Annotated in this window: 22 protein-coding genes; 12 read left to right on the top strand and 10 right to left on the bottom strand. The window is 72.4% G+C overall.

The window, feature by feature from the left end:
• Positions 1–7: 7 nt before the first annotated feature.
• The 4 genes from H4F90_RS13940 to H4F90_RS13925 are packed head-to-tail and all read left to right on the top strand — an operon-like array spanning position 8 to position 3,815.
• Positions 8–1,069 (top strand): S1 family peptidase, encoded by a 1,062-nt coding sequence (locus tag H4F90_RS13940; protein WP_182665638.1) that lies wholly within the window; start codon positions 8–10, stop codon positions 1,067–1,069.
• The gene (locus H4F90_RS13935; protein ID WP_182665636.1) at positions 1,066–1,785 is read left to right on the top strand and encodes a hypothetical protein; all 720 of its coding nucleotides are present in this window, start codon (positions 1,066–1,068) and stop codon (positions 1,783–1,785) included. The genes H4F90_RS13940 and H4F90_RS13935 overlap by 4 nt, the downstream gene beginning before the upstream one ends.
• 22 nt (positions 1,786–1,807) lie before the next feature.
• On the top strand, positions 1,808–2,182 hold the full coding sequence (locus H4F90_RS13930) for a hypothetical protein (RefSeq protein WP_182665634.1): 375 nt from the start codon (positions 1,808–1,810) through the stop codon (positions 2,180–2,182).
• 40 nt (positions 2,183–2,222) lie between these two features.
• On the top strand, positions 2,223–3,815 hold the full coding sequence (locus H4F90_RS13925) for an AMP nucleosidase (RefSeq protein WP_182665632.1): 1,593 nt from the start codon (positions 2,223–2,225) through the stop codon (positions 3,813–3,815).
• Positions 3,816–3,833: 18 nt separating this feature from the next.
• On the opposite strand, the gene H4F90_RS13920 is transcribed toward H4F90_RS13925, so the two are convergent.
• Genes H4F90_RS13920 through H4F90_RS13895 form a run of 6 tightly spaced genes read right to left on the bottom strand, consistent with a single transcriptional unit; the run spans position 3,834 to position 10,754 of the window.
• Positions 3,834–7,355 (bottom strand): pilus assembly protein, encoded by a 3,522-nt coding sequence (locus tag H4F90_RS13920; protein ID WP_182665630.1) that lies wholly within the window; start codon positions 7,353–7,355, stop codon positions 3,834–3,836.
• A 29-nt stretch (positions 7,356–7,384) separates the two neighbouring features.
• On the bottom strand, positions 7,385–8,080 hold the full coding sequence (locus tag H4F90_RS13915; protein WP_182665628.1) for a hypothetical protein: 696 nt from the start codon (positions 8,078–8,080) through the stop codon (positions 7,385–7,387).
• Positions 8,077–9,237 (bottom strand): PilW family protein, encoded by a 1,161-nt coding sequence (locus H4F90_RS13910; protein ID WP_182665627.1) that lies wholly within the window; start codon positions 9,235–9,237, stop codon positions 8,077–8,079. Before H4F90_RS13910 ends, H4F90_RS13915 begins: the two co-directional genes overlap by 4 nt.
• A gap of 10 nt (positions 9,238–9,247) precedes the next feature.
• Positions 9,248–9,679 (bottom strand): type IV pilus modification PilV family protein, encoded by a 432-nt coding sequence (locus H4F90_RS13905; RefSeq protein ID WP_182665625.1) that lies wholly within the window; start codon positions 9,677–9,679, stop codon positions 9,248–9,250.
• Positions 9,680–9,687: 8 nt separating this feature from the next.
• Complete coding sequence (locus H4F90_RS13900) at positions 9,688–10,287, bottom strand: pilus assembly FimT family protein (protein WP_182665623.1); 600 nt, start codon at positions 10,285–10,287, stop codon at positions 9,688–9,690.
• Positions 10,281–10,754 (bottom strand): type IV pilin protein, encoded by a 474-nt coding sequence (locus H4F90_RS13895; protein WP_182665621.1) that lies wholly within the window; start codon positions 10,752–10,754, stop codon positions 10,281–10,283. Before H4F90_RS13895 ends, H4F90_RS13900 begins: the two co-directional genes overlap by 7 nt.
• A 106-nt stretch (positions 10,755–10,860) precedes the next feature.
• Between H4F90_RS13895 and H4F90_RS13890 the strand changes: the two genes are divergently transcribed.
• The 3 genes from H4F90_RS13890 (at position 10,861) to priA (ending at position 15,342) form a co-directional block, all read left to right on the top strand.
• Entirely contained in the window at positions 10,861–11,718 is an 858-nt protein-coding gene (locus H4F90_RS13890; RefSeq protein ID WP_182665620.1) for an HDOD domain-containing protein, read from the top strand.
• A gap of 64 nt (positions 11,719–11,782) precedes the next feature.
• Positions 11,783–12,895, top strand: a complete 1,113-nt coding sequence (hemE, locus tag H4F90_RS13885) for a uroporphyrinogen decarboxylase (RefSeq protein ID WP_182665618.1) — start codon at positions 11,783–11,785, stop codon at positions 12,893–12,895.
• A 317-nt stretch (positions 12,896–13,212) separates the two neighbouring features.
• A complete protein-coding gene (gene priA / locus H4F90_RS13880) occupies positions 13,213–15,342 on the top strand; it encodes a replication restart helicase PriA (RefSeq protein WP_328700942.1) in 2,130 nt (709 codons plus the stop codon).
• A gap of 29 nt (positions 15,343–15,371) precedes the next feature.
• On the opposite strand, the gene H4F90_RS13875 is transcribed toward priA, so the two are convergent.
• The 3 genes from H4F90_RS13875 to H4F90_RS13865 are packed head-to-tail and all read right to left on the bottom strand — an operon-like array spanning position 15,372 to position 16,618.
• Positions 15,372–15,785, bottom strand: a complete 414-nt coding sequence (locus tag H4F90_RS13875) for a DUF6691 family protein (RefSeq protein ID WP_182665615.1) — start codon at positions 15,783–15,785, stop codon at positions 15,372–15,374.
• A gap of 18 nt (positions 15,786–15,803) precedes the next feature.
• Entirely contained in the window at positions 15,804–16,262 is a 459-nt protein-coding gene (locus tag H4F90_RS13870; protein WP_182665613.1) for a YeeE/YedE family protein, read from the bottom strand.
• Positions 16,259–16,618, bottom strand: a complete 360-nt coding sequence (locus tag H4F90_RS13865; RefSeq protein ID WP_182665611.1) for an ArsR/SmtB family transcription factor — start codon at positions 16,616–16,618, stop codon at positions 16,259–16,261. The genes H4F90_RS13870 and H4F90_RS13865 overlap by 4 nt, the downstream gene beginning before the upstream one ends.
• A 104-nt stretch (positions 16,619–16,722) precedes the next feature.
• Between H4F90_RS13865 and H4F90_RS13860 the strand changes: the two genes are divergently transcribed.
• The 5 genes from H4F90_RS13860 (at position 16,723) to ybaL (ending at position 23,359) form a co-directional block, all read left to right on the top strand.
• Positions 16,723–17,583, top strand: a complete 861-nt coding sequence (locus tag H4F90_RS13860) for an MBL fold metallo-hydrolase (RefSeq protein WP_182665609.1) — start codon at positions 16,723–16,725, stop codon at positions 17,581–17,583.
• Positions 17,584–17,629: 46 nt separating this feature from the next.
• Entirely contained in the window at positions 17,630–18,490 is an 861-nt protein-coding gene (locus tag H4F90_RS13855; RefSeq protein ID WP_182665607.1) for a M48 family metallopeptidase, read from the top strand.
• Between the two features lie 99 nt (positions 18,491–18,589).
• Positions 18,590–20,239, top strand: coding sequence for a peptide chain release factor 3 (locus H4F90_RS13850; protein WP_182665605.1), 1,650 nt, complete (start codon positions 18,590–18,592; stop codon positions 20,237–20,239).
• A gap of 115 nt (positions 20,240–20,354) precedes the next feature.
• Complete coding sequence (locus H4F90_RS13845) at positions 20,355–21,539, top strand: YbfB/YjiJ family MFS transporter (RefSeq protein ID WP_182665602.1); 1,185 nt, start codon at positions 20,355–20,357, stop codon at positions 21,537–21,539.
• Between the two features lie 134 nt (positions 21,540–21,673).
• Positions 21,674–23,359, top strand: a complete 1,686-nt coding sequence (gene ybaL, locus H4F90_RS13840) for a YbaL family putative K(+) efflux transporter (RefSeq protein WP_182665600.1) — start codon at positions 21,674–21,676, stop codon at positions 23,357–23,359.
• 94 nt (positions 23,360–23,453) lie between these two features.
• Here the strand turns inward: ybaL and metK are convergent, their stop codons facing one another.
• Positions 23,454–24,635: a methionine adenosyltransferase gene (metK, locus tag H4F90_RS13835; RefSeq protein WP_182665598.1), complete on the bottom strand. Its 1,182-nt coding sequence runs from the start codon at positions 24,633–24,635 to the stop codon at positions 23,454–23,456.
• Between the last annotated feature and the right edge of the window lie 106 nt (positions 24,636–24,741).

Genomic DNA, 24,741 nt, shown 5'->3' with positions numbered 1-24,741 from the left:
GGCGCCGATGTTGTTCGAATCCGCCCGCAGCATGCTGCGCGAGTACGGGGTCTGCGCCTTGCGGGCCCTGACGATGGGGCTGGTGTTCGGCCTGCTGCTTGCAGGCCCCGCCCGGGCTGGCTTCAGCCAGGAACTCAAGCTCGAGGTGGGCAATTCGGTCGTGAAGATCGAGGCCATCTCGGCCGAAGGCGGCTACGGCCTGGGCTCCGGGGTGATCGTTGCCCCCGGCCTGGTGGTCACCAACTGCCACGTCACCCGCAAGGCCTCGCGCATCGCCGTGCTGAAGAACGGTCTGCGAACCTATGCGCGAACCCAGCGCAGCGACATCTACCGCGACCTCTGCATGCTGCGCGTGCCGACGCTCGAAGGCGAGCCCGTGGTGCTGGGGCGCACCGAGGCCCTGTCGCGCAAGCAGACCGTGATGGCCATCGGCTACACCGGCGGGCTCGGCATCCAGTACAGCGAAGGCGAAGTGGCCGGCCTGCACCGCCTGGCGGGCAGCCGCGTCGTCCAGTCGACCAACTGGTTCAGCTCCGGGGCGAGTGGCGGTGGCATGTTCGACGAGCAGGGGCGCCTCATCGGCGTGCTGACGTTCCGGCTCCGCGGCGGCGAGCGTCACTACTACGCGACCCCGGTCGAGTGGGTCAAGGAACTGCTTGCGGCCGAGGGGGCCGAGCGCCCGATCGAGCCGGTCCCCGGACTCTGCTTCTGGGAACTCGGTCCGCCCGAGCAGCCGCATTTCCTGCGCGCGGCCGCCCTCGTGCAGGGCCAGGCCTGGGACGAGCTGGCCCAGCTGGCCGAACGCTGGGAGGCCGAGGACCCGATGGACAGCGAGGCCCCCCATGCGCGCGGCCTGGCCTTGACGGCCCTGGGCCGCATCGAGGCGGCTGAACAGGCCTACAGCCGTGCCCTCAACCTCGACCCCCGTCATGCCCGTGCCTGGCTGGATCTGGGGCTGCTCTACCAGCGCTCGGGTCGGCAAGGCAAGGCGCGCGAGGCCTTGACGGTGCTCAGCCAGCTCGACCCCCAAGCTGCCCGGCAGCTGTCCGATTCCCTGGAGCCGCGTTGAACCTTTCGCTTCGCCCCTTCGCCTGCTGGCTGGCCCTGGTTCTGGGCGCTGCCGCGCTCCCGCTGGCCGCCCAGACCCCGGTTCAGCCCGAATCGCAGCCGGCGGCCTCGCCCGAGCCCTCCGAGGCCGAGCGCCTCGTCTTCATGCAGACCCCGCTGGCGGCGATGAAGCCGCCTCAGCGCCTCGTGTACCTGTATCGCCACGAAGGCAGCGCGGTGAAGGAGCCTGTCGACGACCAGGCCGTGCTCGAGCTGCTGCCCGACAGTGCTGGCGCCTGCTGCGATGTGCGGGCGGCCTTCCTCAGCGGCCCGCGCAAGCTGCAGCTGCCGCTGATCGAGCAGGCCCGCGGCAACCCCATCGTGCTGTTCTTCCTGGAGCGCGAAGTCCGGCGGCTGAACGAGCAGACCAAGGGCTCGGCCAACCACTTCCGCAAGCGCATCCGCCTGGCCCTGGTGGACCAGGCCACCGTCACGCCGCGCAGCTTCCGCTTCGGCGGGCAGCAGGTCGCGGGCAGCGAGGTTCGCGTGCAACCCTTCCTGCTCGATCCGAACCGGCCGCGCTACGAGCGGCTTGCGCAGACCGAGTACGTCTTCCTGCTGTCCCCGCAGGTGCCGGGCGAGGTGCTGGAGATCCGCACCACCCTGCCCGGTGCCACCCCTGGGGCGCCGCCCGAGTCCGTGGAGCGTCTGACGCTTCAGCCCTCGGCGGCCCCTTGAGCTCCCCGCTAGAGGCCCGACGATGCCCCGCCTGCTGCTGACCTCCCTGTCCCTGGGCCTTGCGCTCGCCGCCAGTCCTGCGCTGCGTGCCCAGACGGCTGCCAGCCCCAACGACTACCCGACCATCGACCGCGTCCTCTTCGTGCAGACCTGCTTGCGCGAACACCCGGGCCCCTCCTTCGAGATGCTCAACAAGTGCTCCTGCGCGGTCGACGCCCTGGCCCGCCAGATCAAGCACGAGGACTATGTCGAGCTGAGCACCGCCTCCAACGCCAGCACGATCGGCGGCGAACGCGGCGCCTACCTGCGCGAGGTGGAATCGGTGCAGGTCGAGGTGCGCAAGTACCGCACGGCCGTCAAGAAGGCCAAGGAAGGCTGCTTCATCCGCATGGAGTGAGGTGCACGGGCGCGTCGCGCCGACGCGCTACGCTGCGGGCATGGACGATCCTGCCCAGGCTGCCGGCTCCGCCGAGGCCCCCTTCTTGCCTGCTCCGGCCGAACCCGGCTGGGAGACCCACGACGACCCCGAGGCGGCCCTGGCTGCCGTTCAGCGCCTCTACCAGCAGGCGGTCGAGCGCTTGCGGGCTGCGCTGCGCGCCTACCTGGAGGGCCGCGACCCGCCCGGCCGGGTGCGTGCCTGCTACCCCGCCGTGCGGGTGCAGGTGCAGTCGGCCCTGAACGAGGCCGAGGCCCGCTTCAGCCATGGCTTCCTGGCCGGCCCGGGTGTCTACGAAACCAGCCTGACCCGGCCCGAGCTCTTCGGTCCCTACCTGCGGCGGCAGTTCGAGCTGCTGCTGCGTCACCACGGCGAGCTGCGCCGCAGTGGCCTGCAGATCGGCCCGGGCAGGGAGCCCATGCCCATCCACTTCGCCCTGCCCGAGCAGGCGCATCTGGAGGGCACGCTCGATCCCCTGCGCCGTGCCCGCCTGCGCGATGTCTTCGACCTGCCCGACCTTGCGGCCATGGACGACGGCATCGCCAACGGCAGCCACGAGCCGGCGCCCGGGGCGCCACGGCCGCTGGCCCTGTTCACGGCGCCGCGCATCGACTATTCCCTGCATCGCCTGCGGCATTACACCGGCACGCTGCCCGAGCACTTCCAGAACTTCGTGCTGTTCACGAACTACGCCTTCTATGTGGACGAGTTCGTCCGCCTGGGGCGTGCGCTGATGGACAGCCCGGTCGGCGAGGCCGAGGCCGAGCTGACCGAGCGCCTGGGCCTGGCGCCCGGCCAGGCCGATGACTTCGTCGCCTTCGTCGAGCCCGGCAATGTGCTGCACCGCCGCCGCGGCCTGACGCTGCAGCCGGCCGACTTCCTGGGCCAGGCCCCGCCGCGGCTGCCGCAGATGCCCGCCTTCCATTTGATGCGCTCCGATCGGAGCGGCATCACCCTGGTCAACATCGGGGTCGGCCCGTCCAATGCGAAGACCATCACCGACCATGTCGCCGTGCTGCGCCCGCATGCCTGGCTGATGCTGGGGCACTGTGCCGGCCTGCGCACCACCCAGCAGCTCGGCGACTACGTGCTGGCCCACGGCTATGTGCGCGAGGACCATGTGCTCGACGAGGACCTGCCGCTGTGGGTGCCCATCCCGCCCCTGGCCGAGGTGCAGCAGGCCCTCGAGGGCGCGGTGGCCGAGGTCACCCGCATGCAGGGTCCTGCCCTCAAGCAGCTCATGCGCACCGGCACCGTGGCCAGCACCGACAACCGCAACTGGGAGCTGCTGCCGCATCCCGGCCCCGAGCGACGCTTCAGCCAGAGCCGCGCGATCGCGCTGGACATGGAAAGCGCGACCATCGCCGCCAACGGCTTCCGCTTCCGCGTGCCCTACGGCACCTTGCTGTGCGTCAGCGACAAGCCGCTGCACGGCGAGCTGAAGCTGCCCGGCATGGCCGATGTCTTCTATCGCCAGCGGGTGCAGCAGCATCTGCAGATCGGCCTGCGCGCGGTCGAGCGCCTGCGCGCAGCCGGCAGTGCCAGCCTGCACAGCCGCAAGCTGCGCAGCTTCGACGAGGTCGCCTTCCAGTAGCCCGGCTCGCCGCGGGGCTCAGCGCGCCAGCTCGCGCCAGGCGATGCGGCGGGCCACGCCGCTGCCCCCCTGGCCCGGGTCGTCCGTGGTCGTGATGTCGCCCTTGCGCGAGACCACGATGGTCTTGGTCGCGCCACTGGTGCTGACGATGGTCGTGATGCCGGCCGTCAGCGCATTGCCCAGGAACTGCCCGGCCATGCGGTTGGGCGAGCCCGGCAGCACGCTGCCGCTGCGCACGTCCAGGTAATAGAGCCAGGAGGTGCCGCCGGTCACGCAGGCATTGGTTTCGGGCACATTGCTCGCGAAGGTCAGCAGGTTGGCGACGAGCTGCATGTCGACGTCGATGCGTTCGCCCGTCGAAAGCGCCAGGTCCACCCGCCAGCCCATGTGGCTGGCCCAGTTCACCGGCTGCGGGTTCGGCAGTGTGCGCAGGCTGCGGCCGGCCACCACCGTGCTGCCCAGGGTCTGGGCGACCAGGTCGCTGCGCGTCCGCAGATTGCCCCAGCCGCTGCTGCCCAGCGGGTCCTTGATCGCGTAGACGCTCTGCAGCGTGGTGTCGCCGATGTCGCTGCTGCCGAGGTAGCGCCCGGTGCCGAACACCACCACCGCATGGCGGCTTCCCGCCTGGCTGAGTTCCAGCAGCTCGGGGCGCGTGGTGATGGGCTGCACGCTGCCGTCCGGCGCGCGGGCCTGGCCCAGGCGCAGGGCTTCGTAGCCGGCCGGGGCCAGACGGTCGTCCAGGTCGAAGCGCCACAGATTGCCCAGCATGTCGCCGCCGTAGACGCGCTGCAGGGTGTTGTCGGCCGTGCTGTCGACCCAGGCATTGAGCTTGCCGAGGTTGCTGGGCGTGACGGTGTCGCCGGCGCCGGTCGGCACGCTGCGGATCAGGGCGCCGCTGAGCGCGTCGATCACGAAGAGATGGCCGCCGCCATCGCCCGTGACATGGTTGTTGTAGCCGGAGGAGACCACGACCACCCAGCGCCCGTCGCGCAGCTTGCCGACCACCGGGTTGCCGGCGCTGCGGCCCAGGTTGGCATGGCTGAACTCCCAGAGGCCGCGCGGGTTGGCCGGGTCGCTCACGTCGATCGCGTAATAGCTGCCGCCGCCCAGGTTCAGGCCGCCGATGAGCACGGTGCGCCAGCTGCTGCCGTCCTGCACGTCGGCCACCACCGGCGAGCCGTCGACGAAGAACTGGTGCCGGTTCGCGTAGTCGGCATCGGCCAGCTGGTGCAGGCGCGGCATCACCGCGCGCGGCACGTAGGCCCATCGCTCCAGGCCGGTCTCGGCATCGAAGGCGTGCAGCATGCCGTCGTTGGCCGCCACGTAGACGCTGGCCGCACGGCTGGCCTGCGCCGTGGCGAAGGCGCGGTAGCTCGCCTCGGGGTAGGGCGCCGAGGGCCTGCGCACGAAGACCGGCTTGCCGTTGACGATGTCGCCCAGCACATTGCGCTCGCGGGTGTTGTGGCGCTCGCGGAACACCCGCAGCGCGTTCGCGCTGTTCATCTCGAAGCCGCTCTGGCCGCGCAGGAAGCCGATCAGATTGGCCCCGCCCGCCGCCGCCTTGCCGGCGCTGTCCAGGCTTGCGCACTGGCTCAGCAGCAGGGTGCCGCTGGCATCCGGGCAGAGCGGGCCGAGCTTGTTCGTCAGCAGCAGGCCGTCGGCCAGCAGGTTGGCGTGGGTGAAGGCCTTGAGCCGGTTCGCCTCGGCCGGCGCGAAATAGAGGATCTGCCGGCTGTCGCTGTTCACCCCCACCTGGCTCAGCAGCTGCGCCTTGGCCGACCACAGCACGCTGCTGCTGACCGCGCCGGTCGTCGGGTTCACCGTGCGCTTGCTCAGCTCGCCGTTCCAGTAGACGGTCTCGTAGCTCGCCACATAGGCGTGGTTGTCGCCGGCCACCGGCTGCAGATTGCTGGTGGCTGCGGCCGAGCCCGCACCCAGCGTGGCGCCGACGGCGTCCAGGGCCTCGCGCAGGCCGCTGCTGAGCTCCTCGGGGTCCCTGGCGCTGTAGAACTTGCCGCGGCCGTTCACGGCGGCATGCCAGAGGTCGTCGACCCGCGCCAGCTCCTGCGCGGCCGTCGTGCCGGCCAGGGGGTGGGGCCAGGCCCGGCTGCCATTGACCAGGCTGAAGAAGTCGCCGCTGGTCTGGGTCTCGTAGTCCGGCACGTAGTTCAGGTTGCCGGCCAGACCCAGGCCCAGGGTGACGGTGTTCATGTGCTGGGCGGTCTGCGGGTCGCGGGCGATCGGCGGGACGTTGTCGGTGCAGACGTTCTGCCCGCTGATCGCCCCGCTGCAGTTGCCGAGGCTGCTGCTGCGCAGGTCGTTCTTCCAGTACCACTGCGCGACGTCGGCCAGGGTGTTCGACGCCCCGCTGCCCCCGATGGCCGTGCCGCTGCTGCGTGCGTCGTCCAGCTGCGGCCGGGTCTCGCCGCTGCCCGGGCCGTCGCTGTTGCCGATCGCGTTGCCATTCACGTCGACCGGCGTCGCGCTCTCGTTCCAGACGCCGTCGGAGGTCAGGATGGCCAGGTTGCGCTGGCAGGAGTACTGCACCGGGTCGCTCTGTCCCGGCAGCTTGTTCGCAAAGTAGCGGCCGGCGCGCGACAGCGCGGTGCGCAGCGGCGTGCCGCCGCTCGGCTCCAGGCCGTAGAGGCGGGCGAAGAAGGCTTCGCGCTGGGTGCTGTCATCGAAGTTGCGCACGCTCAGGAAGCGATCGCCGTCGTTGCTCAGCGTGGTGTTGATCGAGCTGAAGCCGACGCGAAAGCGCGCGCCGTCGAGCTGCGCGAAGGCCCGGCCGGCCCCGCCGCGCATCGTCAGCGTGCGGGTGCGGTAGTAGCTGAACCAGTTCGCGTAGTTGGTCTTCGCGTCGACGCCGGCCGGTGCGCTGATCGAGCCGGCATCCAGCACGATGGTGAAGCGCGTCGGCGTGTAGGCCGTGCTGCCGCTGACCACGCTGCGGTCGCAGCGCAGCGGCGTGGTGTTCGGCACCGCGTAATAGAAGAAGCGGTAGTTCGTGCTGTTGACCGTCGTGCGGCTGCCGCTCACCCAGGTCTCGGGCGGGATCAGCCGTCGTCCGGCCGTCGTGCCGCCGATCGTCGACAGGCTGTTCAGGTTGCGGCGTGCGCTGCTGCCGCCGACATAGCCGTCCTCCCAGGCATCGCTGAAGCTCGCATTCGGGAAGCTGCTGCCGTCGGCCCGCAGCGGCGGCAGGTAGCGCAGCGCCGGGTTGTAGGCGCTGCGGTTGACCGAGGCCACGCCGTGGCACAGCGAGCTGAGGGTGCGGTCCAGCACGCTCAGGCCTGACAGCGCGGTGTTGTTGTCGCTGTACTTGTGGACATAGCTCGCGTCGGGCGTGAAGTCCCAGCTCATGCTGCCCGAGTCGTCCAGGATGAACAGCAGGTTCGGCCGGATCGCCGCGCTCGGCGAAGTGGCCAGCGGCACATCGGCCAGGTCGGCGGGTGCGGCCTGCAGCAGCAGGGGCGCCGCCAGCAGCAGGCTGGCGGCGGCCCGTCGCGCGAGGCCGGGCGGACGGAGGGTGGGGCGCATGGTCGGCCTTCGGCAGCGCGTCCGCCGTCTCAGGACAGCGAGACGATGGTCTCGGTGTAGCTCACCGTGCCGCGTCCGCCGACGCTGCGCACGATGATCCGGTAGTAGGGCGACAGCGGCGCCAGCCCGCAGCCGCGCACCATGCCGCCCTGGTCCCGGCCGGCTGAGCCCAGGGTCTCGTAGTCGAGCCGGCCCTTGCAGACCTCGGCCTCCAGGTTGCCGACCGCACTGGCGCAGGTCTGCGTGCTGCTGGGCTGGGGTTCGCCTTCGATGCGGCACAGGCGGGTGATGACCCATTGCCCGGTGTGCGGCCCCACCGGCGTGGCGGCGCGGGCGGGCAGGCAGGTGACGGGCGCGCCGCCGCAGTCGTCGCCGTCCCAGTCCACCCGGGCCAGGGCCCCGGGCCGGCTGCCGGTCGGGTCGAGGTCGTCCAGGCTGCTGGCGTAGTAGCCGGCAGCCGGTTGGCTGGTCTGCAGCGCGCCGAGGTCGCCGGCCTGCGTCGCGACCAGCCAGGCCAGCGCTTCCTCGGCCATCGGGTCCGCCGCGGACGTGGCCTGCTGGCGGAAGCCGAGGTTGCCGACGATGTGCCCGCCGGCATCCACCGCCCGCACCAGCACCACGGCCGACAGGGCCAGGCCGACCAGGGCCAGCAGCGCGAGGATCAGCACCATGCCGCGTGCCGCCGGCGCGCGTGGCGTGCGAGGGGCTCGGGCCGCGGGCTTCATGCGTGCCAGATCCGGTTGCGCAGCGGGACCAGCGTCTCGAAGACGCTGTAGCGGTAGTGCTGCCAGCCCTCGGGCAGGATGTCCAGCCGCAGCGGCAGGCAGCGGTCGTCGCCGCAGGCGCTGGAGCCCGGCACGCTCACGCCGCGGCCCAGGCGCCAGCTGGGCGAATCGAGGGTCACGGCCTCGCGCTCGGCTTGCGCGCTGCGCGCGACCACCGCCAGGCGCAGGCCCAGCACCTGGGCCCAGCCGGCGGCATCGGTGGGCTGCACATCGTCGTAGCGGTCGACCGCGCCGTCGCCGTCGCTGTCCTTCGCGTACAGGGCCTGGAGCTGGACGATGTGCGGGAAGAGCTCGCCGGTTTCGGCGTTCGCGCCGCGTGCACTGTCCAGTTCGCTCAGCACCAGGGCCTGGCCGGCGTCGATCGCGTAGTCGCGCAGCAGCAGCCGCCCCAGGTTCAGCAGCAGGGTGCCGCGCGGCGGGCTGCCGGCGGCGAAGGCCGGGTAGCCGTCCTCCGGGAAGATGGTCTGGCCGCCGGCCTGGTTCCAGGGGCCGTCGCTGCCCGGGTTGTGGATGAGCTGGCTGCTGCCCGCGCCGCCGGTCTGGGTGACGTTGAACACGCTGCACCAGTGCGACTCGTCCCAGGGCAGGGGCAGGGCGACCATCAGGTCGCCCGGCGCCACGCCCAGGGTGGTGTCGACGAAGAAATTGGCCGCTGTGCGCGGATGGTCGATGGCGACCTTGATCGGCACCGCATAGCGGCCGTTGTCGCTGCTCATCACCCGCAGCCGGTCGGGCGCGCCGTCGGCCCCGGGGGTGATCAGCACCGGCGTCAGCAGCCAGTCCTGGGCCTCGGCGGCGTCGGCATGGCGGGCACGGATGGGGCAGCCCAGGCCCTCGGTCTGGCTGATCAGGCCGTAGCCCGCCGACTGGACGGCCCGCTGCAGCTCGTACAGCGCCAGCGCGCCATTGACCTGGGCATCGCTGCCGCGCGTGGTCCGCATCTGCTGGCCTTGCGCGGCGATCAGGCTCTGCGCGATGGCCAGGGTGGTGATCAGGCCGACCGCCAGGGCGACCAGCAGTTCGACCAGGGTGAAGCCGCGGGCATGCCGTGCGGGCGGCGGGCCGAGACCGGCGGGCGCGGGGCGGGACATCGTCATCGCGGGGCCCTCAGTTGCGGCGGATCGCGGCCTGCTGGGCCTCGGTGTGCCGGCCCTCGCCCGGCGGCTGCCAGTGGATGCGCAGCGACAGTCCGTCGGCCAGGGTGCCGGCATCGCGCAGCACCTGGACTTCGGCCTCGCCCTGCGGCAGGCGCTCGGCCACCTGGGCGAGCCAGGCGGCACAGGGCGGATGGGCGGCACAGGCGCCGCCCTCGGTGTTGTAGCGGGCGAGCTGCTCGGGCGATTCGGTCCAGAGCCGGCCGATGAGCTGGCCGCCCAGGTGCACCGCCTCGCCGCGCAGGCCGATGGCGCTCTGCGCCCGAAGCATCTGGCCCTGCAGGCCGACCAGGCCGAGCAGGCCCACCGAGAAGATCAGCAGCGCGACCAGGATCTCGACCAGGCTGGTGCCGCGCTGGGGCCTGGGGAAGCGGGCGAGCGGCATGCTGCACCTCAACGGCAGACGCGCGGATCGTCGGCATCGCGCACCGCCGGCTCGCACAGGCGCACCGCGCCGTGGCGCGAGATGTCGAGCCGCAGGCTGCGCGTGCCATCCAGCGTCAGGGCGATGCGGCGCAGCCCGTCTTCGTCCTCGACCCGGCCGAAGCCGTTGAAACGCAGGCTGCTGGCCGCTGCGCCGCTGGCGTCCTCGCCGGCGACGCGGACGCGGTCGTGGCCCGCGCCCGCGGCCTCGGCCAGGATCAGGCGCGGTCCGGCCTGCGTCGACGGCGCGGCCCCGCAGGCGCCGTCGGGTGCGTCGCGCGAGATCACCCAGCCGCCGCCGTCGGCCGCGGCCACGCAGCTGGCATCCAGCCGGCGTGGGTCGTCGCCGCGGACCAGCGTGAAGCGCACCGGCGCATTCAGGCGCAGGGCCTCGCTGCGGGCCCGCTCCAGCGCGCGCTGCAGGGTGTGGCCGGCGTGCCGGACCTGGGTGCTGCGCAGCCAGTCGGCCGCATTCGGCAGCACGGTCAGCATCGTCATGCCGAAGATGGCCAGGGTGATGGCCAGCTCGATCAGCGTCAGGCCACGCAGGCGGCGGCTGCGTCTCAGCATTCGCCGCCCTTCCACAGCCAGCAGGCCTTGTCGACCTCGGTGCCCCGGAAGCGCAGGGTGCTGCGCCGGTCGTCCTGGTCGACCCGGTACTGGTGGCCGGCGGCGGCCGTGCCGCTGCGGCCGCTGGCCTGCAGGCGATAGGCCTGGCCGCTCGCGAGCAGGGTGCAGCTGAAGTCGAACAGCGCGTCGCCGGGCGGTGCGAAGTCGGCCCAGGCGGGCGCGTCGTCGGCATCGACGCAGGCCTCGCTGCCGTAATTGCGGTGGTCCTGGTAGTACTGCTCCAGCTTCACGCGGAAATCGGCCAGCTGGGCGAAGGCGGTCTGCACCTGGCTGCGCCGCACATGGTCGGCATAGCTGGGGTAGGCGACCAGGCTGAGCACGCCGACGACGACCATCGCGATCATCAGCTCCAGCAGGGTGAAGCCAGCCTGGCGACGCAGCAGCAAGGGGGGGCGGAAGGGATGCACCTCGCCTTCTTCGGCGCAGGGCGCAGCGCCTAAAGGCGAAATTCGTATCCATTTGTCGCGCTGCTTCGCGGCTTGCCGCCGGCCGGCTGCAGGCAGGCTGCGAGGCATGCTGCTGCTGCCCATCCCCGCCTCCCTGCCCGCCTGGACCGAGGCCTTCTGCGACCTGCCGGTGCCGGTGCTGGCCGGCACCCAGCGCGCGCTGGACGCGCTGGCCCAGGCCGAGGCCGAGCGTGGCGATGTCGATGCCCACCGCATCGCCGAGGCGGTCGCCCAGGATCCGCTGATGACGCTGCGCATCTTCGCCAGCGCGGCCCGTCTGGCCACCCCGGCCGCGCGCGAGGATCGTCGCGGCATGCCCGAGACGGTCACCGCCGCGCTGCTGCTGCTGGGCATCGGCCCCTTCTTCCGCAGCCTGGGCGAACTGCCGCTGGCCGAAGCGGCCGTCGATCCGGCGCGCTGCGGCATTGCCGGCGCGCCCGAGGGCCTGGCCACCGTGCTGCGCCGGGCCCGCCGCAGCGCGAACTTCGCGCTCGGCTTCGCTGTGCACCGCATGGATGGCGATGCCGCCGCGCTGCAGACGGCCGCCCTGCTGCACGATTTCGCCGAGCTGCTGCTCTGGTGCCACCGGCCCGAGCTGGCCGACACCCTGGCCCGACGGCAGGCGGCCGACCCGACGCTGCGCTCGGCCTCCGCCCAGCAGGCCCTGCTCGGCATCGAGCTGACCGCGCTCGAACAGGCCTTGATGCGTGCCTGGGGCCTGCCCGAGCTGCTGCGCCGCATGACCGACGAGCGCCAGGCCCGGGATCCGCAGGTGCGCTGCGTCAGCCTGGCCGTGCGCATCGCCCGCCACAGCACCGCCGGCTGGGACAACGCCGCGCTGCCCGACGACTGGACGGCCCTCGGCGAGCTGCTCCAGCTCAGCCCCGAGGCCGCCGAGGCGCTGGTGCGGGACATCGACCGCTGAGTCGCCCGGCCGCCGCCGGGGCCCCACCCTGGGCGGCATGACGCCCGCCGGTGACAATCCACCGATGCACGAACCCGCCCTGCCGTCCCTGGCCAACGACCGCTTCCTGCGCGCCTGCCTGCGCCTGCCCACCGACCGCACCCCCGTCTGGCTGATGCGCCAGGCCGGTCGCTACCTGCCGGAGTACAACGCCACGCGCGCCAAGGCCGGCAGCTTCATGGGCCTGGCCACGAACCCGGCCTACGCCACCGAGGTCACGCTCCAGCCGCTCGACCGCTACCCGCTCGATGCGGCCATCCTGTTCAGCGACATCCTGACCGTGCCCGACGCCATGGGCCTGGGCCTGAGCTTCGCGCAGGGCGAAGGCCCGCGCTTCGCCCACCCGGTGCGCGACGAGGCCGCGGTCGCCAAGCTGGAGGTGCCGGACCTGGACAAGCTGCGCTACGTCTTCGACGCGGTGAGCAGCATCCGCCGCGCGCTCGCCGATGCCCAGGGCGTGGGCCGCGTGCCCCTGATCGGCTTCTCCGGCAGCCCCTGGACCCTGGCCTGCTACATGGTCGAGGGCGCCGGCAGCGACGACTACCGCCAGGTCAAGACGCTGATGTACAAGCGCCCGGACCTGATGCACCGCATCCTGGCCGTCAACGCCGATGCGGTGGCGGCCTACCTGAATGCCCAGATCGAGGCCGGCGCCCAGGCGGTGATGGTCTTCGACAGCTGGGGCGGCGTACTCTCCGATGCGGCCTTCCGCCGCTTCAGCCTGGCCTATACCCAGCGCGTGCTCGACGGGCTCAAGAAGGAGCATGCCGGCCACCGCATCCCGCACATCGTCTTCACCAAGGGCGGCGGCCTGTGGCTGGAGGCCATCGCCGACACCGGGGCCGACGTGGTCGGCCTGGACTGGACGGTGGCCCTGGCCGATGCGCGCCGCCGGATCGACGACCGCGTCGCCCTCCAGGGCAATCTGGATCCGATGGTGCTGTTCGGCGACGAGGCCGCCATCCGCGCCGAGGCCGAGGCCGTGGTCGCCAGCTTCGGCCGGCCCCAGCGGGCCGACGGCCGCCACGGCGGGCACATCTTCAACCTCGGCCACGGCATCAACCAGTTCACGCCGCCGGAGTCGGTGGCGGTGCTGCTCGACGCCGTGCGCCAGGCCTCGATCCAGGCCCGCGCCTGAGCCAGGGGCCGGCCTGTCCGGGGGGCGACGGGCCGAAGCGCGTCCGCGGGGCTTGACTTATCCCCAAAATTCTGCCGGCCCGCACCCCCTAGCACCCCTGATGCAATGCAGCAGGCGGCCGCACGGATCTACGTGCAAGTTGTTGATTCATAAAGAAATCACGGCGCTGCCTCTCTTTGCACCAGGGTAAGCCCGCCCCTTGTGCGTCAAGCACTTAGCGCGGGTCCACGCAGTTTTCCCACAAAGTTATCCACAGACTCCGTGGATAGTCTGGAAATCCACGGTGAATCAAGCACTTGGCCGGGCATGCTGAGAGGGTGTCGACCTTGTCGGATGCGCTGAACCCCTGCGAACCCGTCGCCGCCGGCGTGCTCGGCGTGCTCGTCGAGACCCCCCAGCACAGCGGCCTGAGCGGCCCGCTGGACTACGTCTGCGACCGGCCCGTCGCTCCCGGCACCCTCTTGCGGGTGCCGCTGGGCCGGCGCGAGGTGCTGGGCATCGCCTGGACGGCCCTGCGTCCGGCCGAGGCCCCGGCCGCCGAGGGCTGGGCCCTGCGCCCGCTCGCCGCCGTTTTCGACCGCCTGCCGCCCTTGCCGCCGGCCTGGCGTGCGCTGGTCGATTTCGCCGCTCGCTATTACCAGCGCGGCGCGGGCGAACTGGCCCTGGCCGTGCTGCCGGCCGAGCTGCGCAAGCTCGATGCGATCCAGCTCGACCGCCGCCTGCGCCGCCTGGACCGCGCCGCGGCCGCCGCGCCGCCAGCTGCCGGCCCCGCACCCGAGCGGCCGGCGCTGACGCCCGAGCAGGCGGCCGTGCTGGCCGCCCTGGGCCTGGAGCGCATCGGCCAGGCCGGTGCCGAGCCGCCGGTCACCCTGCTCGACGGCGTGACCGGCAGCGGCAAGACCGAGGTCTACCTGCGCGCCGCCGAAACCGTGCTGGCCGGCGGCCGCCAGGTGCTGATGCTGGTGCCCGAGATCAACCTGACGCCGCAGCTCGAAGCCCGCGTGGCGGCCCGCTTCCCGGCGCGCCGCATCCTCAGCCTGCACAGCGGCCTGAGCCCCGCCCTGCGGCTGCGCCACTGGCTGCAGGTGCTGCGCGGCGAAGTCGACCTGCTGCTCGGCACCCGCATGGCCATCTTTGCGCCGCTGGACCGCCTGGGCCTGCTGGTGATCGACGAGGAACACGACCCCTCCTACAAGCAGCAGGACGGCGCGCGCTACTCGGCCCGCGACCTCGCCGTGCTGCGCGGCCGGCTGGAGCGGGCGGCGGTGCTGCTGGCCTCGGCCACGCCCTCGCTGGAAAGCTGGCACAACGCCCGGCCGCAGGCCGAGGGCGGCGCGGGCCGCTACCAGCGCCTGGCCATGCCCAGCCGCATCGGCGGCGGCGTGCTGCCGCGCGTGCGCCTGCTCGACCTGGGCCAACTGCGGCGCGAGGACCACGCCGCCGGCCTGATCGCGCCGGCTCTGGTGGAGGCCCTGCAGCAACGCCTGGCGCGTGGCGAGCAGAGCCTGGTGCTGCTCAACCGTCGCGGCTACGCGCCGGTGCTGCACTGCGCCGCCTGCGGCTGGAAGAGCGGCTGTCCGCACTGCAGCGCCTGGCGCGTCTTCCACAAGAGCGACCGCAGCCTGCGCTGCCACCACTGCGGCGCCACCGAACGCGTGCCACGCCACTGCCCCGAATGCGGCAACGCCGACCTGGATGCCCTGGGCCGCGGCACCGAGCGCCTGGCCGACGAGCTGGCCGAGCGCCTGCCCGGCGCCCGCATCGGCCGCATCGATGCCGACAGCACGCGCGCGGCCGGTTCGCTCGAGGCCCAGCTTGCCCAGGTGCATGCCGGCGACATCGACGTGCTGGTCGGCACCCAGATGGTCGCCAAGGGCCACGACTTCCGCCGCATCACCCTGGTGGCCGCCGTGCAGCCCGATGCCGCCCTGTTCAGCAGCGATTTCCGCGCGCCCGAGCGCCTGTTTTCGCTGCTGATGCAGGCCGCCGGCCGGGCCGGCCGCGAGGCCAGCCAATCCGGCCAGAGCGAGATGTGGGTGCAGACCTGGCATCCCGCGCACCCGCTCTACCAGGCCCTGCTCCGTCATGACGCTGCGGCCTTCGCCGAGGCGCAGTGGCGCGAGCGTTTCGAGGCCGGCCTGCCGCCGGCCACCCACCTGGCCCTGCTGCGCGCCGAGGCCCGCACCCAGGAAGCGGCCCAGGCCTGGCTGGCTGCGGCCGCCACGCTGGGCGCCGCGGCGGCGGCCGAGGCGGGCGTGGTCTGCTTTCCGCCGGTGCCGACCCCGGTGCAGCGGGTCGCCCAGGTCGAGCGGGCCCAGATGCTGATCGAGGCCCCGCGCCGCGCGCCGCTGCAGCAGATGCTGGCCGCCTGGCTGCCGCAGCTCCACGGCCTGCGCGAGCCGCGCGTGCTGCGCTGGGCGATCGACGTCGATCCGCTGGCGATCTAGCGCGGGCCGGTGCCGGACCGGCCCCTGCCTCAGCGCCGGGCGATCAGCCGGTCGTGCAAGGCCATGCCGGCCAGCATCGCGCCGACGAAGAGCAGGGCCTCGCCGCTGCCGCTGCCGGCCGCGACCAGGGCCGGACCCGGGCAGTAGCCCCCCAGGCCCCAGCCGATGCCAAACAGCAGGCCGCCGCCGAGCAGGCGCGCGTCGATCACCGTGTTCGTCGGCAGCTCGATCGGATCGCCGCTCCAGGCGATGCGGCGACGCCGGGCCCGCGCAAAGCCGATCAGGCCCACACCGACCGCGCCGCCCATCACCAGCGCAAGGCTCGGGTCCCAGGCCCCGGCCAGGTCGAGGAAGGCGCTCACCTTGCTGGGGTTGGCCATGCCCGAGAGGATCAGGCCCAGGCCGAAGATCAGGCCCGACAGGGCCGAAATGAGGAGGGACATCGAAGGCTCCCCAAGGGCTCAGAGGACGTGCCGCAGCACGAACACGGTGACGAAGCCGGCGCCCATGAAGGCCGCCACATTGGCCAGCGAACGCAGCGAGAGGCGCGACAGGCCGCAGACCCCGTGGCCGCTGGTGCAGCCATTGCCCATGCGCACGCCCACGCCGACCAGCAGGCCGGCAAGGACCAGGCCCAGACCGCCGCTGACCTGCTCCGTCGCCGGCAGCGGCGCCGCCAGCCGCCAGAGCCAGGGCGAGGCGAGCAGGCCGGCAAGAAAGGCCAGGCGCAGGGCCTGGGCCTTCAGGGCCGGACCGAGGCCGGCGCCCGGCGAGAGCACCGCCTGCAGCGCGCCGCCGACCAGGCCCGCGATGCCGGCGATGCGGCCGGCGCCGAGCACCAGCAGCACGGCCGACAGGCCGATCAGGAGGCCGCCGGCCAGGGCGGTCCAGGGAGTGAAGGCTTGCCAGTCGAGGGTCATGGGCGGAAGGGCCGTGCGGGCCGGTGGGACGGGGGACAGAAGTGCGCGTGCAGCGCGTCCAGCACCGCGCGGGCGGCCTCGGACGCGATCGCGTAGTGGATGTGGCGACCGTCGCGGCGGGTCTCCACCAGGCCCTCGGCCCGCAGCACGCCAAGTTGCTGCGACAGCGAGGGCTGGGCCAGGCCGGTGCAGCCGGCCAGCTCGCCGACGCAGCGTTCGCCCTCGACCAGCGCGCAGAGCAGCTGGAGCCGGCCGGGGTGGGCCAGCGCGCGCAGCAGCGCAGCGGCGGCCTCGGCCTGCGCCGCGAAGGGCGCCTCGGTCCTCGGGCCTCCCGGGGCGGAGATCACGGTCGACATGCGCGCATCATAGTTCAAGACTTGGTATATTGTTTATGACTGATATTCAGATGCACTCCCGCGCCGCGCCGCTGCGGCCGGCCTGCCCGCGAACCGAGCCCGCCATGAACGCCACGATCCACGCCTTCTTCGATCCGGCGACGAACACCGTCACCCACATCGTCAGCGACCCGGCCACGCGGCGCGCCGCCATCGTCGACAGCGTGCTGGACTACGACCCCAAGTCCGGCCGCACCTCGACGGCCAGCGCCGAGCGCGTGCTGGCCCATGTGCAGTCCGAGGGCCTGACGGTGGACTGGCTGCTCGAAACCCACGCCCATGCCGACCATCTGTCGGCGGCCCCGTGGTTGAAGGCCCGGCTTGGCGGCCGCATCGCGATCGGCCGCCACATCCGCGAGGTGCAGCGGGTCTTCAAGGGCATCTTCCATGCCGAGGACATGAACACCGACGGCCTGGCCTTCGACAAGCTCTTCGACGACGGTGAGGTCTTCGCCCTCGGCGAGCTTCAAGCCCGCGCCCTGCACACCCCCGGCCACACGCCGGCCTGCATGAGCTACCTGGTGGGCGAGGACGCCTTCGTCGGCGACACCCTCTTCATGCCCGACTACGGCACGGCCCGCTGCGACTTTCCCGGCGGCGACGCGCGCACGCTCTACCGCTCGATCCAGAAGGTGCTGAGCCTGCCGCCCGCCACCCGCCTGCACCTCTGCCACGACTACCCGCCGCCCGGGGGGCGCGAGCCCTGCTGGATCAGCACCGTGGCCGAGCAGCGCGCGGCCAACATCCATGTCCGCGAGGGCATCGACGAGGACAGCTTCGTGGCCATGCGCAGTGCCCGCGACCGCACCCTGGCCATGCCGACCCTGATGCTGCCTTCGGTGCAGGTCAATGTGCGCGCCGGCCACCTGCCGCCGGCCGAGGCCAATGGGGTGGCCTACCTGAAAATCCCGCTCAACCTGCTCTGAAGTCCCCCGAGGCGGGGGCGGGAAGGGCCCCCGTACACTCGTTCGCATGACCGCCGTCCCGGGCCCTGCCGACCATGCCGAGCTTCAGCGGCAGTTGCCCGGTCTGGGCGAGGCGGGCGGCGCAGCGCAGGCGGCGGTGCCCGCGGCCCATGCCCTGCTGGTGCATCCGCGGGCCCGCCACGCCATCGTGCTCGGCGGCCTGAGCATCGGCTACGAGCTGGTCCGGGTGCGGCGTCGATCGATCGGCATGGTCGTCACGGCCGAGGGCCTGTCGGTGCGCGCACCGCGCTGGGTCGGCCTCGGGGACATCGAGGCCGCGCTCCAGGCCAAGGCCCGCTGGCTGCTGGGCAAGCTCGGCGAGCAGGGGGAGCGCCAGCGCCGCCTGGCCGCCGGCCGCATCGACTGGATCGATGGCGCCTGCCTGCCCTACCTCGGCGAGACCCTGGTGCTGCGGCTCGACCCGAAGCAGCGCGGCCTGGCCCTGCGCGAGGCCGCCGCGGGCGAGACCCCGCCCGGTCGCCGCCTGCTGCTGGGTCTGCCGCCGCAGGCCGATGCCGTGCAGGTGCGCGATGCCGTGCAGGCCTGGTTGATGAAGGAGGCCCGCCGCGTCTTCCTGGAGCGCCTGGCCCATTACGCGCCCACCCTGGGCGTGCAGGTGCGGCGCCTGGCCCTCAGTTCGGCCCAGACCCGCTGGGGCAGCGCCAGCGCCGATGGCTCCATCCGCCTGAACTGGCGGCTGATCCATTTCAGCCTGGCGACGCTGGACTATGTCGTCGTCCACGAGCTGGCCCACCTGCGCCACATGGACCACAGCCCGCGCTTCTGGGAGGTCGTGCGCGGCGTGCTGCCCGATTTCGACCAGGCCCGCGCCGCGCTGCGCGACCCGGTGCTGCCGGCGTTCGACTAGGCCGGCGCGGCGGGGCAGCGACCGCGCGGCGCCTCGCCGACAATCGCGGGTTTTCCGGCGGCGGCCCCTCCCGGGGCCGCGCCGCGCGAGCTGCCCGCCATGTCCGACCTCACCCCCCTGCCGCACGCCCCCGAGGTGCGCCGCCGCCGCACCTTCGCGATCATTTCGCACCCCGACGCCGGCAAGACCACGCTGACCGAGAAGCTGCTGCTGTTCTCCGGCGCGATCCACATCGCCGGCTCGGTCAAGGCGCGCAAGGCCAGCCGCCACGCGACCAGCGACTGGATGGAGATCGAGAAGCAGCGCGGCATCTCGGTGGCCAGCTCGGTCATGCAGATGCTCTACCGCGACTGCGTGATCAACCTGCTCGACACGCCCGGCCACAAGGACTTCTCGGAAGACACCTACCGCGTGCTGACCGCGGTGGACGCGGCGCTGATGGTGATCGACGCGGCCAACGGCGTGGAGCCGCAGACGCGGCGCCTGATCGAGGTCTGCCGCCAGCGCGACACGCCCATCCTGACCTTCGTCAACAAGATGGACCGCGAGGGCAAGGACCCGCTGGAGCTGCTCGACGAGATCGAGCAGGAGCTCGGCATGCCCTGCGTGCCCATGACCTGGCCGGTCGGGCAGGGCAAGGCCTTCGGCGGCATCGTCGACCTGCGCAAGCAGCAGATGCGCCTCTTCAAGGCCGGCGCCGACAAGCGCGACGAGGAGGGCGACGAGATCGTCCCCCTGGCCCAGGCCGACACCCTGCGCGCCCGCTTCGGCGGCGATTTCGAGACCGCCGAAGGCTCGATCGAGCTGCTCGCCGGCGCCGCGCCGGCCTATGCCCAAGAGGCCTTCGAGGCCGCGAAGCAGACCCCGGTCTTCTTCGGCTCCGGCGTCAACAACTTCGGCGTGCAGGAGGTGCTGGACGCCCTGGTCGACCTGGCCCCGCCGCCTGCCGCGCGCCACGTGACGAAGATCGACGGCTCCGACGTGGAAGTGCCGCCGGCCGCCGAGGGCTTCAGCGGCGTGGTCTTCAAGGTGCAGGCCAATATGGACCCCTCGCACCGCGACCGCATCGCCTTCGTGCGCGTCAATTCCGGCCGCTACGCCAGCGGCATGAAGCTGCGCGTGCAGCGCAGCGGCAAGGAGCTGCGGCCGACCAGCGTGGTGACCTTCCTCTCGCAGCGCCGCGAGGCGGTGGAGGAGGCCTATGCCGGCGACATCATCGGCTTCACCACCCACGGCGGCGTGCAGCTCGGCGACACCATCACCCACGGCGAGGCGCCGGCCAGCTTCGGCACCTACACCGGCCTGCCCTTCTTCGCGCCCGAGCTGTTCCAGACCGTCGAGCTGGCCAACCCCATGAAGAGCAAGCAGCTGATGCAGGGCCTGCTGCAGCTCGGCGAGGAAGGGGCTATCCAGGTCTTCCGCCCGACGGTGGGCGGCGCGATGCTGCTGGGCGCCGTCGGCCAGCTGCAGTTCGAGGTGGTGCAGCACCGCCTGAAGGCCGAGTACGGCGTCGAGGCCCGCCTCGGCGCCTGCCGCTTCCACGGCGCGCGCTGGGTCACCTGCGACGACGAGACGGCGATGCGCAAGTTCACCGACGAGGCGGCCAGCAAGCTCGCGCTCGACGCGGCCGACACCCTGGCCTACCTGATGACCTCGCCCTACGACCTGCGGCTCACCCAGGAACGCCATCCCAAGGTGGTCTTCCACCCGCTGCGCGAGCACGCCGGCCTGGCGTTGCAGACCGGTTGAGCGCGCCCTCGTCGCCGGTCGGACAGGCCGTCAAGGCTGGCAAGGCTGGCACCCGGTGCCGGCCTGGCGGGCCGGGCTGGGCTCAGCGGCCGTGTCGAACCCGCCGGTGGACCGCATGAGCCTGCGCCAACCGCTGCGTGCCGCCTTCGGCCTGGCGCTGGCCGCCGCCGTCTCGCTGGGCCTGGCCCGCTTTGCCTATGCGCTGCTGCTGCCGGCCATGCGGGCCGAGCTGGGCTGGAGCTACCTGGTGGCCGGTGCGATGAACACCGCCAACGCCGCCGGCTATCTGGCCGGTGCGCTGCTGCTGCCGCGCGTGCTGGCCCGCTGCGAGGCGCGCCGCGTGCTGCTGACCGGTGGCCTGGCGACCGTGCCGCTGCTGGGCCTCCATGCCCTGGCCCCCGGCGAGCTCGCGCTCTATGCCCTGCGTTTCCTGACGGGCGTGGCCAGCGCGCTGAGCTTCGTCGCCGGCGGCGTGCTGGCCGCGCGCCTGGCCAGCCTGCCGGAGCGCGGGGCCGGACCGACGCCGCGCGCCGGCCTCATCCTCGGCCTGTACTACGGCGGCACCGGCCTGGGCATCGTGGCCGCCTCGGCCCTGCTGCCGCCGCTGCTGGCCGATCCCCCGGTCCTGTCCGGCGGCTGGCGGGCCGGCTGGGCCCTGCTGGCCGGCGTCGCACTGCTGGCCACCGGCCTGACGGCCCGGCTCAGCCGGGGCCTGCAGCTGGCGCCCAGCCGCCCGGCCGTCGGCGAGCGCTTCCGCTGGGCGCCGCTGCGCTTCGGCCTGGCCGGCTACGCGATGTTCGGCCTGGGCTACCTCGGCACGATGACCTTCATCGTCAGCCTGCTGCGCGAGCAGGGCTGGGGTCCGGGGGCGGCGGCCGGCTTCTATGCCCTGCTCGGTGCGGGCTGCGTGGCCTCGTCCTGGTTGTGGGCCGGCCTGCTGCAACGCCATCGCGATGGTCGGCCGATGGCCCTGCTCAACGGCCTGCTGGCCCTGGCCACCGCCCTGCCGGTGCTGTGGCCGCAGGCGCTGGCGGTGCTGGCCTCGGGCCTGCTGTTCGGTAGTGTTTTCCTGAGCGTGGTGGCCTCGACGACGGCGCTGGTGCGGCACAACACGCCGCCGGCCGCCTGGTCGGGCGGCATCTCGGCCTTCACCATCGTCTTTGCCAGCGCGCAGATCGTCGGCCCCAGCCTGATCGGCGCGCTGGCCGATGGCGCAGGGAACCTGGGCCGGGGTTTCCTGGTCTCGGCGGCGCTGCTCGCGCTCGGCAGCCTGCTGGCCCTGGGGCAGCGCGCCCGCTGACCGTCCGCAGCCACGCCGCCCTCGGCGTGGCGTGCCGGGCGGCGCGCGTCCTGCATGACACACTCGATCATCGCCTCTGCCTGCCCCAGGGCGGGGCCAGCACCGGTTTCGACCCCAGGACCCCGACCGCCCCGATGCCCCACGCCACGTCGCTGATCACCACCCTGGCCACCGGTTTCGGCCTGGCCCTGCTGCTGGGCTTCCTGGCCGTGCGCCTGCGGCTGCCGGCGCTGGTCGGCTACCTGGTCGCGGGCATCCTGATCGGGCCGTCGACCCCGGGCTTCGTGGCCGACGTCCAGCTGGCCGGCCAGCTGGCTGAGGTGGGGGTGATGCTGCTGATGTTCGGCGTGGGCCTGCACTTCTCGCTGGCCGACCTGATGGCGGTGCGGCGCATCGCGCTGCCCGGGGCGATCGCGCAGATGACGGTGGCCACGCTGATGGGCCTGGGCCTGAGCGGCCTCTGGGGCTGGCCCCTGGGGGCGGGCCTGGTCTTCGGCCTCTCGCTGTCGGTGGCCAGCACGGTGGTGCTGCTGAAGGCGCTGGAGAGCCGTGGCCAGCTGGAGTCGGTCAATGGCCGCATCGCGGTCGGCTGGCTGATCGTCGAGGACCTGGCCATGGTGCTGGCCCTGGTCATGCTGCCGGCGCTGGCCGGTCCGCTGGGCGGGGTCGGCGGCGGCACCGGCGAGTCGCTGGGCCTGGCCCTGGGCCGCACCCTGCTGGCGGTGGTGGCCTTCGTCGTGCTGATGCTGGTCGTCGGCCGCCGGCTCTTCCCCTGGCTGCTCTGGCAGGTGGCCAAGACGGGCTCGCGCGAGCTGTTCACGCTCTGCGTGATCGCCGCGGCCATCACCATCGCCTTCGGCTCGGCGGCGCTGTTCGGCGTGTCCTTCGCGCTCGGCGCCTTCTTCGCCGGCATGGTGCTGCGGGAGTCGCAGTTCAGCCATCGCGCGGCCGACGAGTCGCTGCCGCTGCGCGATGCCTTCGCCGTGCTGTTCTTCGTGTCGGTCGGCATGCTCTTCGACCCGCGGGTCCTGCTGGAGCGGCCTTTCCAGGTGCTGGCGGTGGTCGGGATCATCCTGGTCGGCAAGTCCCTGGCCGCGGCTGCGGTGGTGCTGCTCTTCCGCTATCCGCTGAACACGGCGCTGACGGTCTCGGCCGGCCTGGCGCAGATCGGCGAGTTCTCCTTCATCCTGGCCGCGCTGGGCGTGTCGCTGGGCCTGCTGCCGCTGGAGGGGCAGAGCCTGATCCTGGCCGGCGCGTTGATCTCGATCGCGCTGAACCCGCTGGTCTTCACCCTGAGCGAGCCGCTGCGCCGCATGCTGGTGCAGCGTTCGGACTGGGCGCGCCGCTGCGAGACCCGCGACGATCCGCTGAGCGAACTGCCGCCCGAAACGGCCTCCAGCCACCTCGCGGGCCATGTGGTGCTGGTCGGCCATGGCCGGGTCGGCCAGCAGGTCGCCGCGGCCCTGACGGCCGCGGGCCAGGCCGTGGTGGTGGCCGAGCAGCAGCGCGAGCGCGTCGAGGCCCTGCGTGCGCAGGGCCAGCCTGCCGTGCTCGGGGATGCCGCCGATCCGGCGGTGCTGATCCAGGCCCACATCGCGCGGGCGCGGATGCTGGTGATTGCGCTGCCGGATCCGGTCGGGGTGCGGGTCATGATCGAGACCGCGCGCGCCCTGAACCCCGGCATCCCGGTGCTGCTGCGCTCGCACAACGCCGAGGAGGCGGCCCGGCTGAAGGCCGATTGCGGCGCCGAGGTCTTCGTGGCCGAGGATGCGCTGGCCGCCCTGATCACCCGCCGCGTGCTGCAGGGCAAGGCGGGCTGAAATGACCGCGGGGCGGGCCGGTCCGGGGACCGACCCGCCCCGGAGAGTGCTGGTCGTGCATCGCGGGGCGGCGGCCGCCGCCCCGGGGGGCGGATCAGACGCCGGCGGCAGCCTTCAGGGCGGCGGCCTTGTCGGTCTTCTCCCACGAGAACTCCGGCTCCTCGCGGCCGAAGTGGCCGTAGGCGGCGGTCTTGCCGTAGATCGGACGCAGCAGGTCGAGCATCTGGATGATGCCCTTCGGACGCAGGTCGAAGTGCTCGTTGACGAGCGCGGCGATCTTGTCGTCGGGCAGCTTGCCGGTGCCGAAGGTGTTGATCGTCACGTTCATCGGGCGGGCCACGCCGATGGCGTAGGCCACCTGCACCTGGGCCTGCTTGGCCAGGCCGGCGGCGACGATGTTCTTGGCCACGTAGCGGGCGGCGTAGGCGGCGGAGCGGTCGACCTTGGTCGGATCCTTGCCGCTGAACGCACCACCGCCGTGCGGGCAGGCACCGCCGTAGGTGTCGACGATGATCTTGCGGCCGGTCAGGCCGCAGTCGCCCTGCGGGCCGCCGACGACGAAGCGGCCGGTCGGGTTGATCAGGTACTTGGTGTCGGCGGTCAGCCACTCGGCCGGCAGCACCGGCTTGATGATTTCCTCGCGGACGGCCTCGTAGAACTCGGGCTTCATCTTGTCGCCCAGGCTCCACTCGGGGGCATGCTGGCTCGACAGCACGACGGTGTCGATCGACACCGGCTTGCCGTCCACGTAGCGCAGCGTGACCTGGCTCTTCGCGTCCGGACGGAGGAAGGGCAGGCGGCCGTCCTTGCGCAGCTGGGCCTGGCGCTCGACCAGGCGGTGCGCGTAGTGGATGGCCGCAGGCATCAGGGCCGGGGTCTCGTCGGTCGCGTAGCCGAACATCAGGCCCTGGTCGCCGGCGCCGATGTTCAGGTAGTCGTCGCTCGCGCGGTCCACGCCCTGGGCGATGTCGTTGGACTGCTTGTCGTAGGCCACCAGGACCGCGCAGCCCTTGTAGTCGATGCCGTACTCGGTGTTGTCGTAGCCGATGCGCTTGATCGTGTCGCGCGCGACCTGGATGTAGTCGACATTGGCCTGCGTGGTGATCTCACCGGCCAGCACCACCAGACCGGTGTTGCACAGCGTTTCGGCGGCCACGCGCGAGAGCGGATCCTGCGCAAAGATCGCGTCGAGGATCGCGTCGGAGATCTGGTCCGCGACCTTGTCGGGATGGCCTTCGGAGACAGACTCCGAGGTGAAAAGGAAATCGTTCGCCACTCTTACACTCCTGGGTTTCGGTTGCTTGACGCGTTGCCGGCCCGGTGGGAGGTGCGGCGAACGCTTTAGCGGAAGGTGGGCCATCCAGCCCGGGAGTCCGGTTCCT

The sequence above is a fragment of the Aquariibacter albus genome (assembly GCF_014145335.1).
Lineage (GTDB): Bacteria > Pseudomonadota > Gammaproteobacteria > Burkholderiales > Burkholderiaceae_C > Aquariibacter > Aquariibacter albus.
Note: the sequence above shows the minus strand (reverse complement) of the source record. Positions and strands in the feature narration are given on the sequence as shown.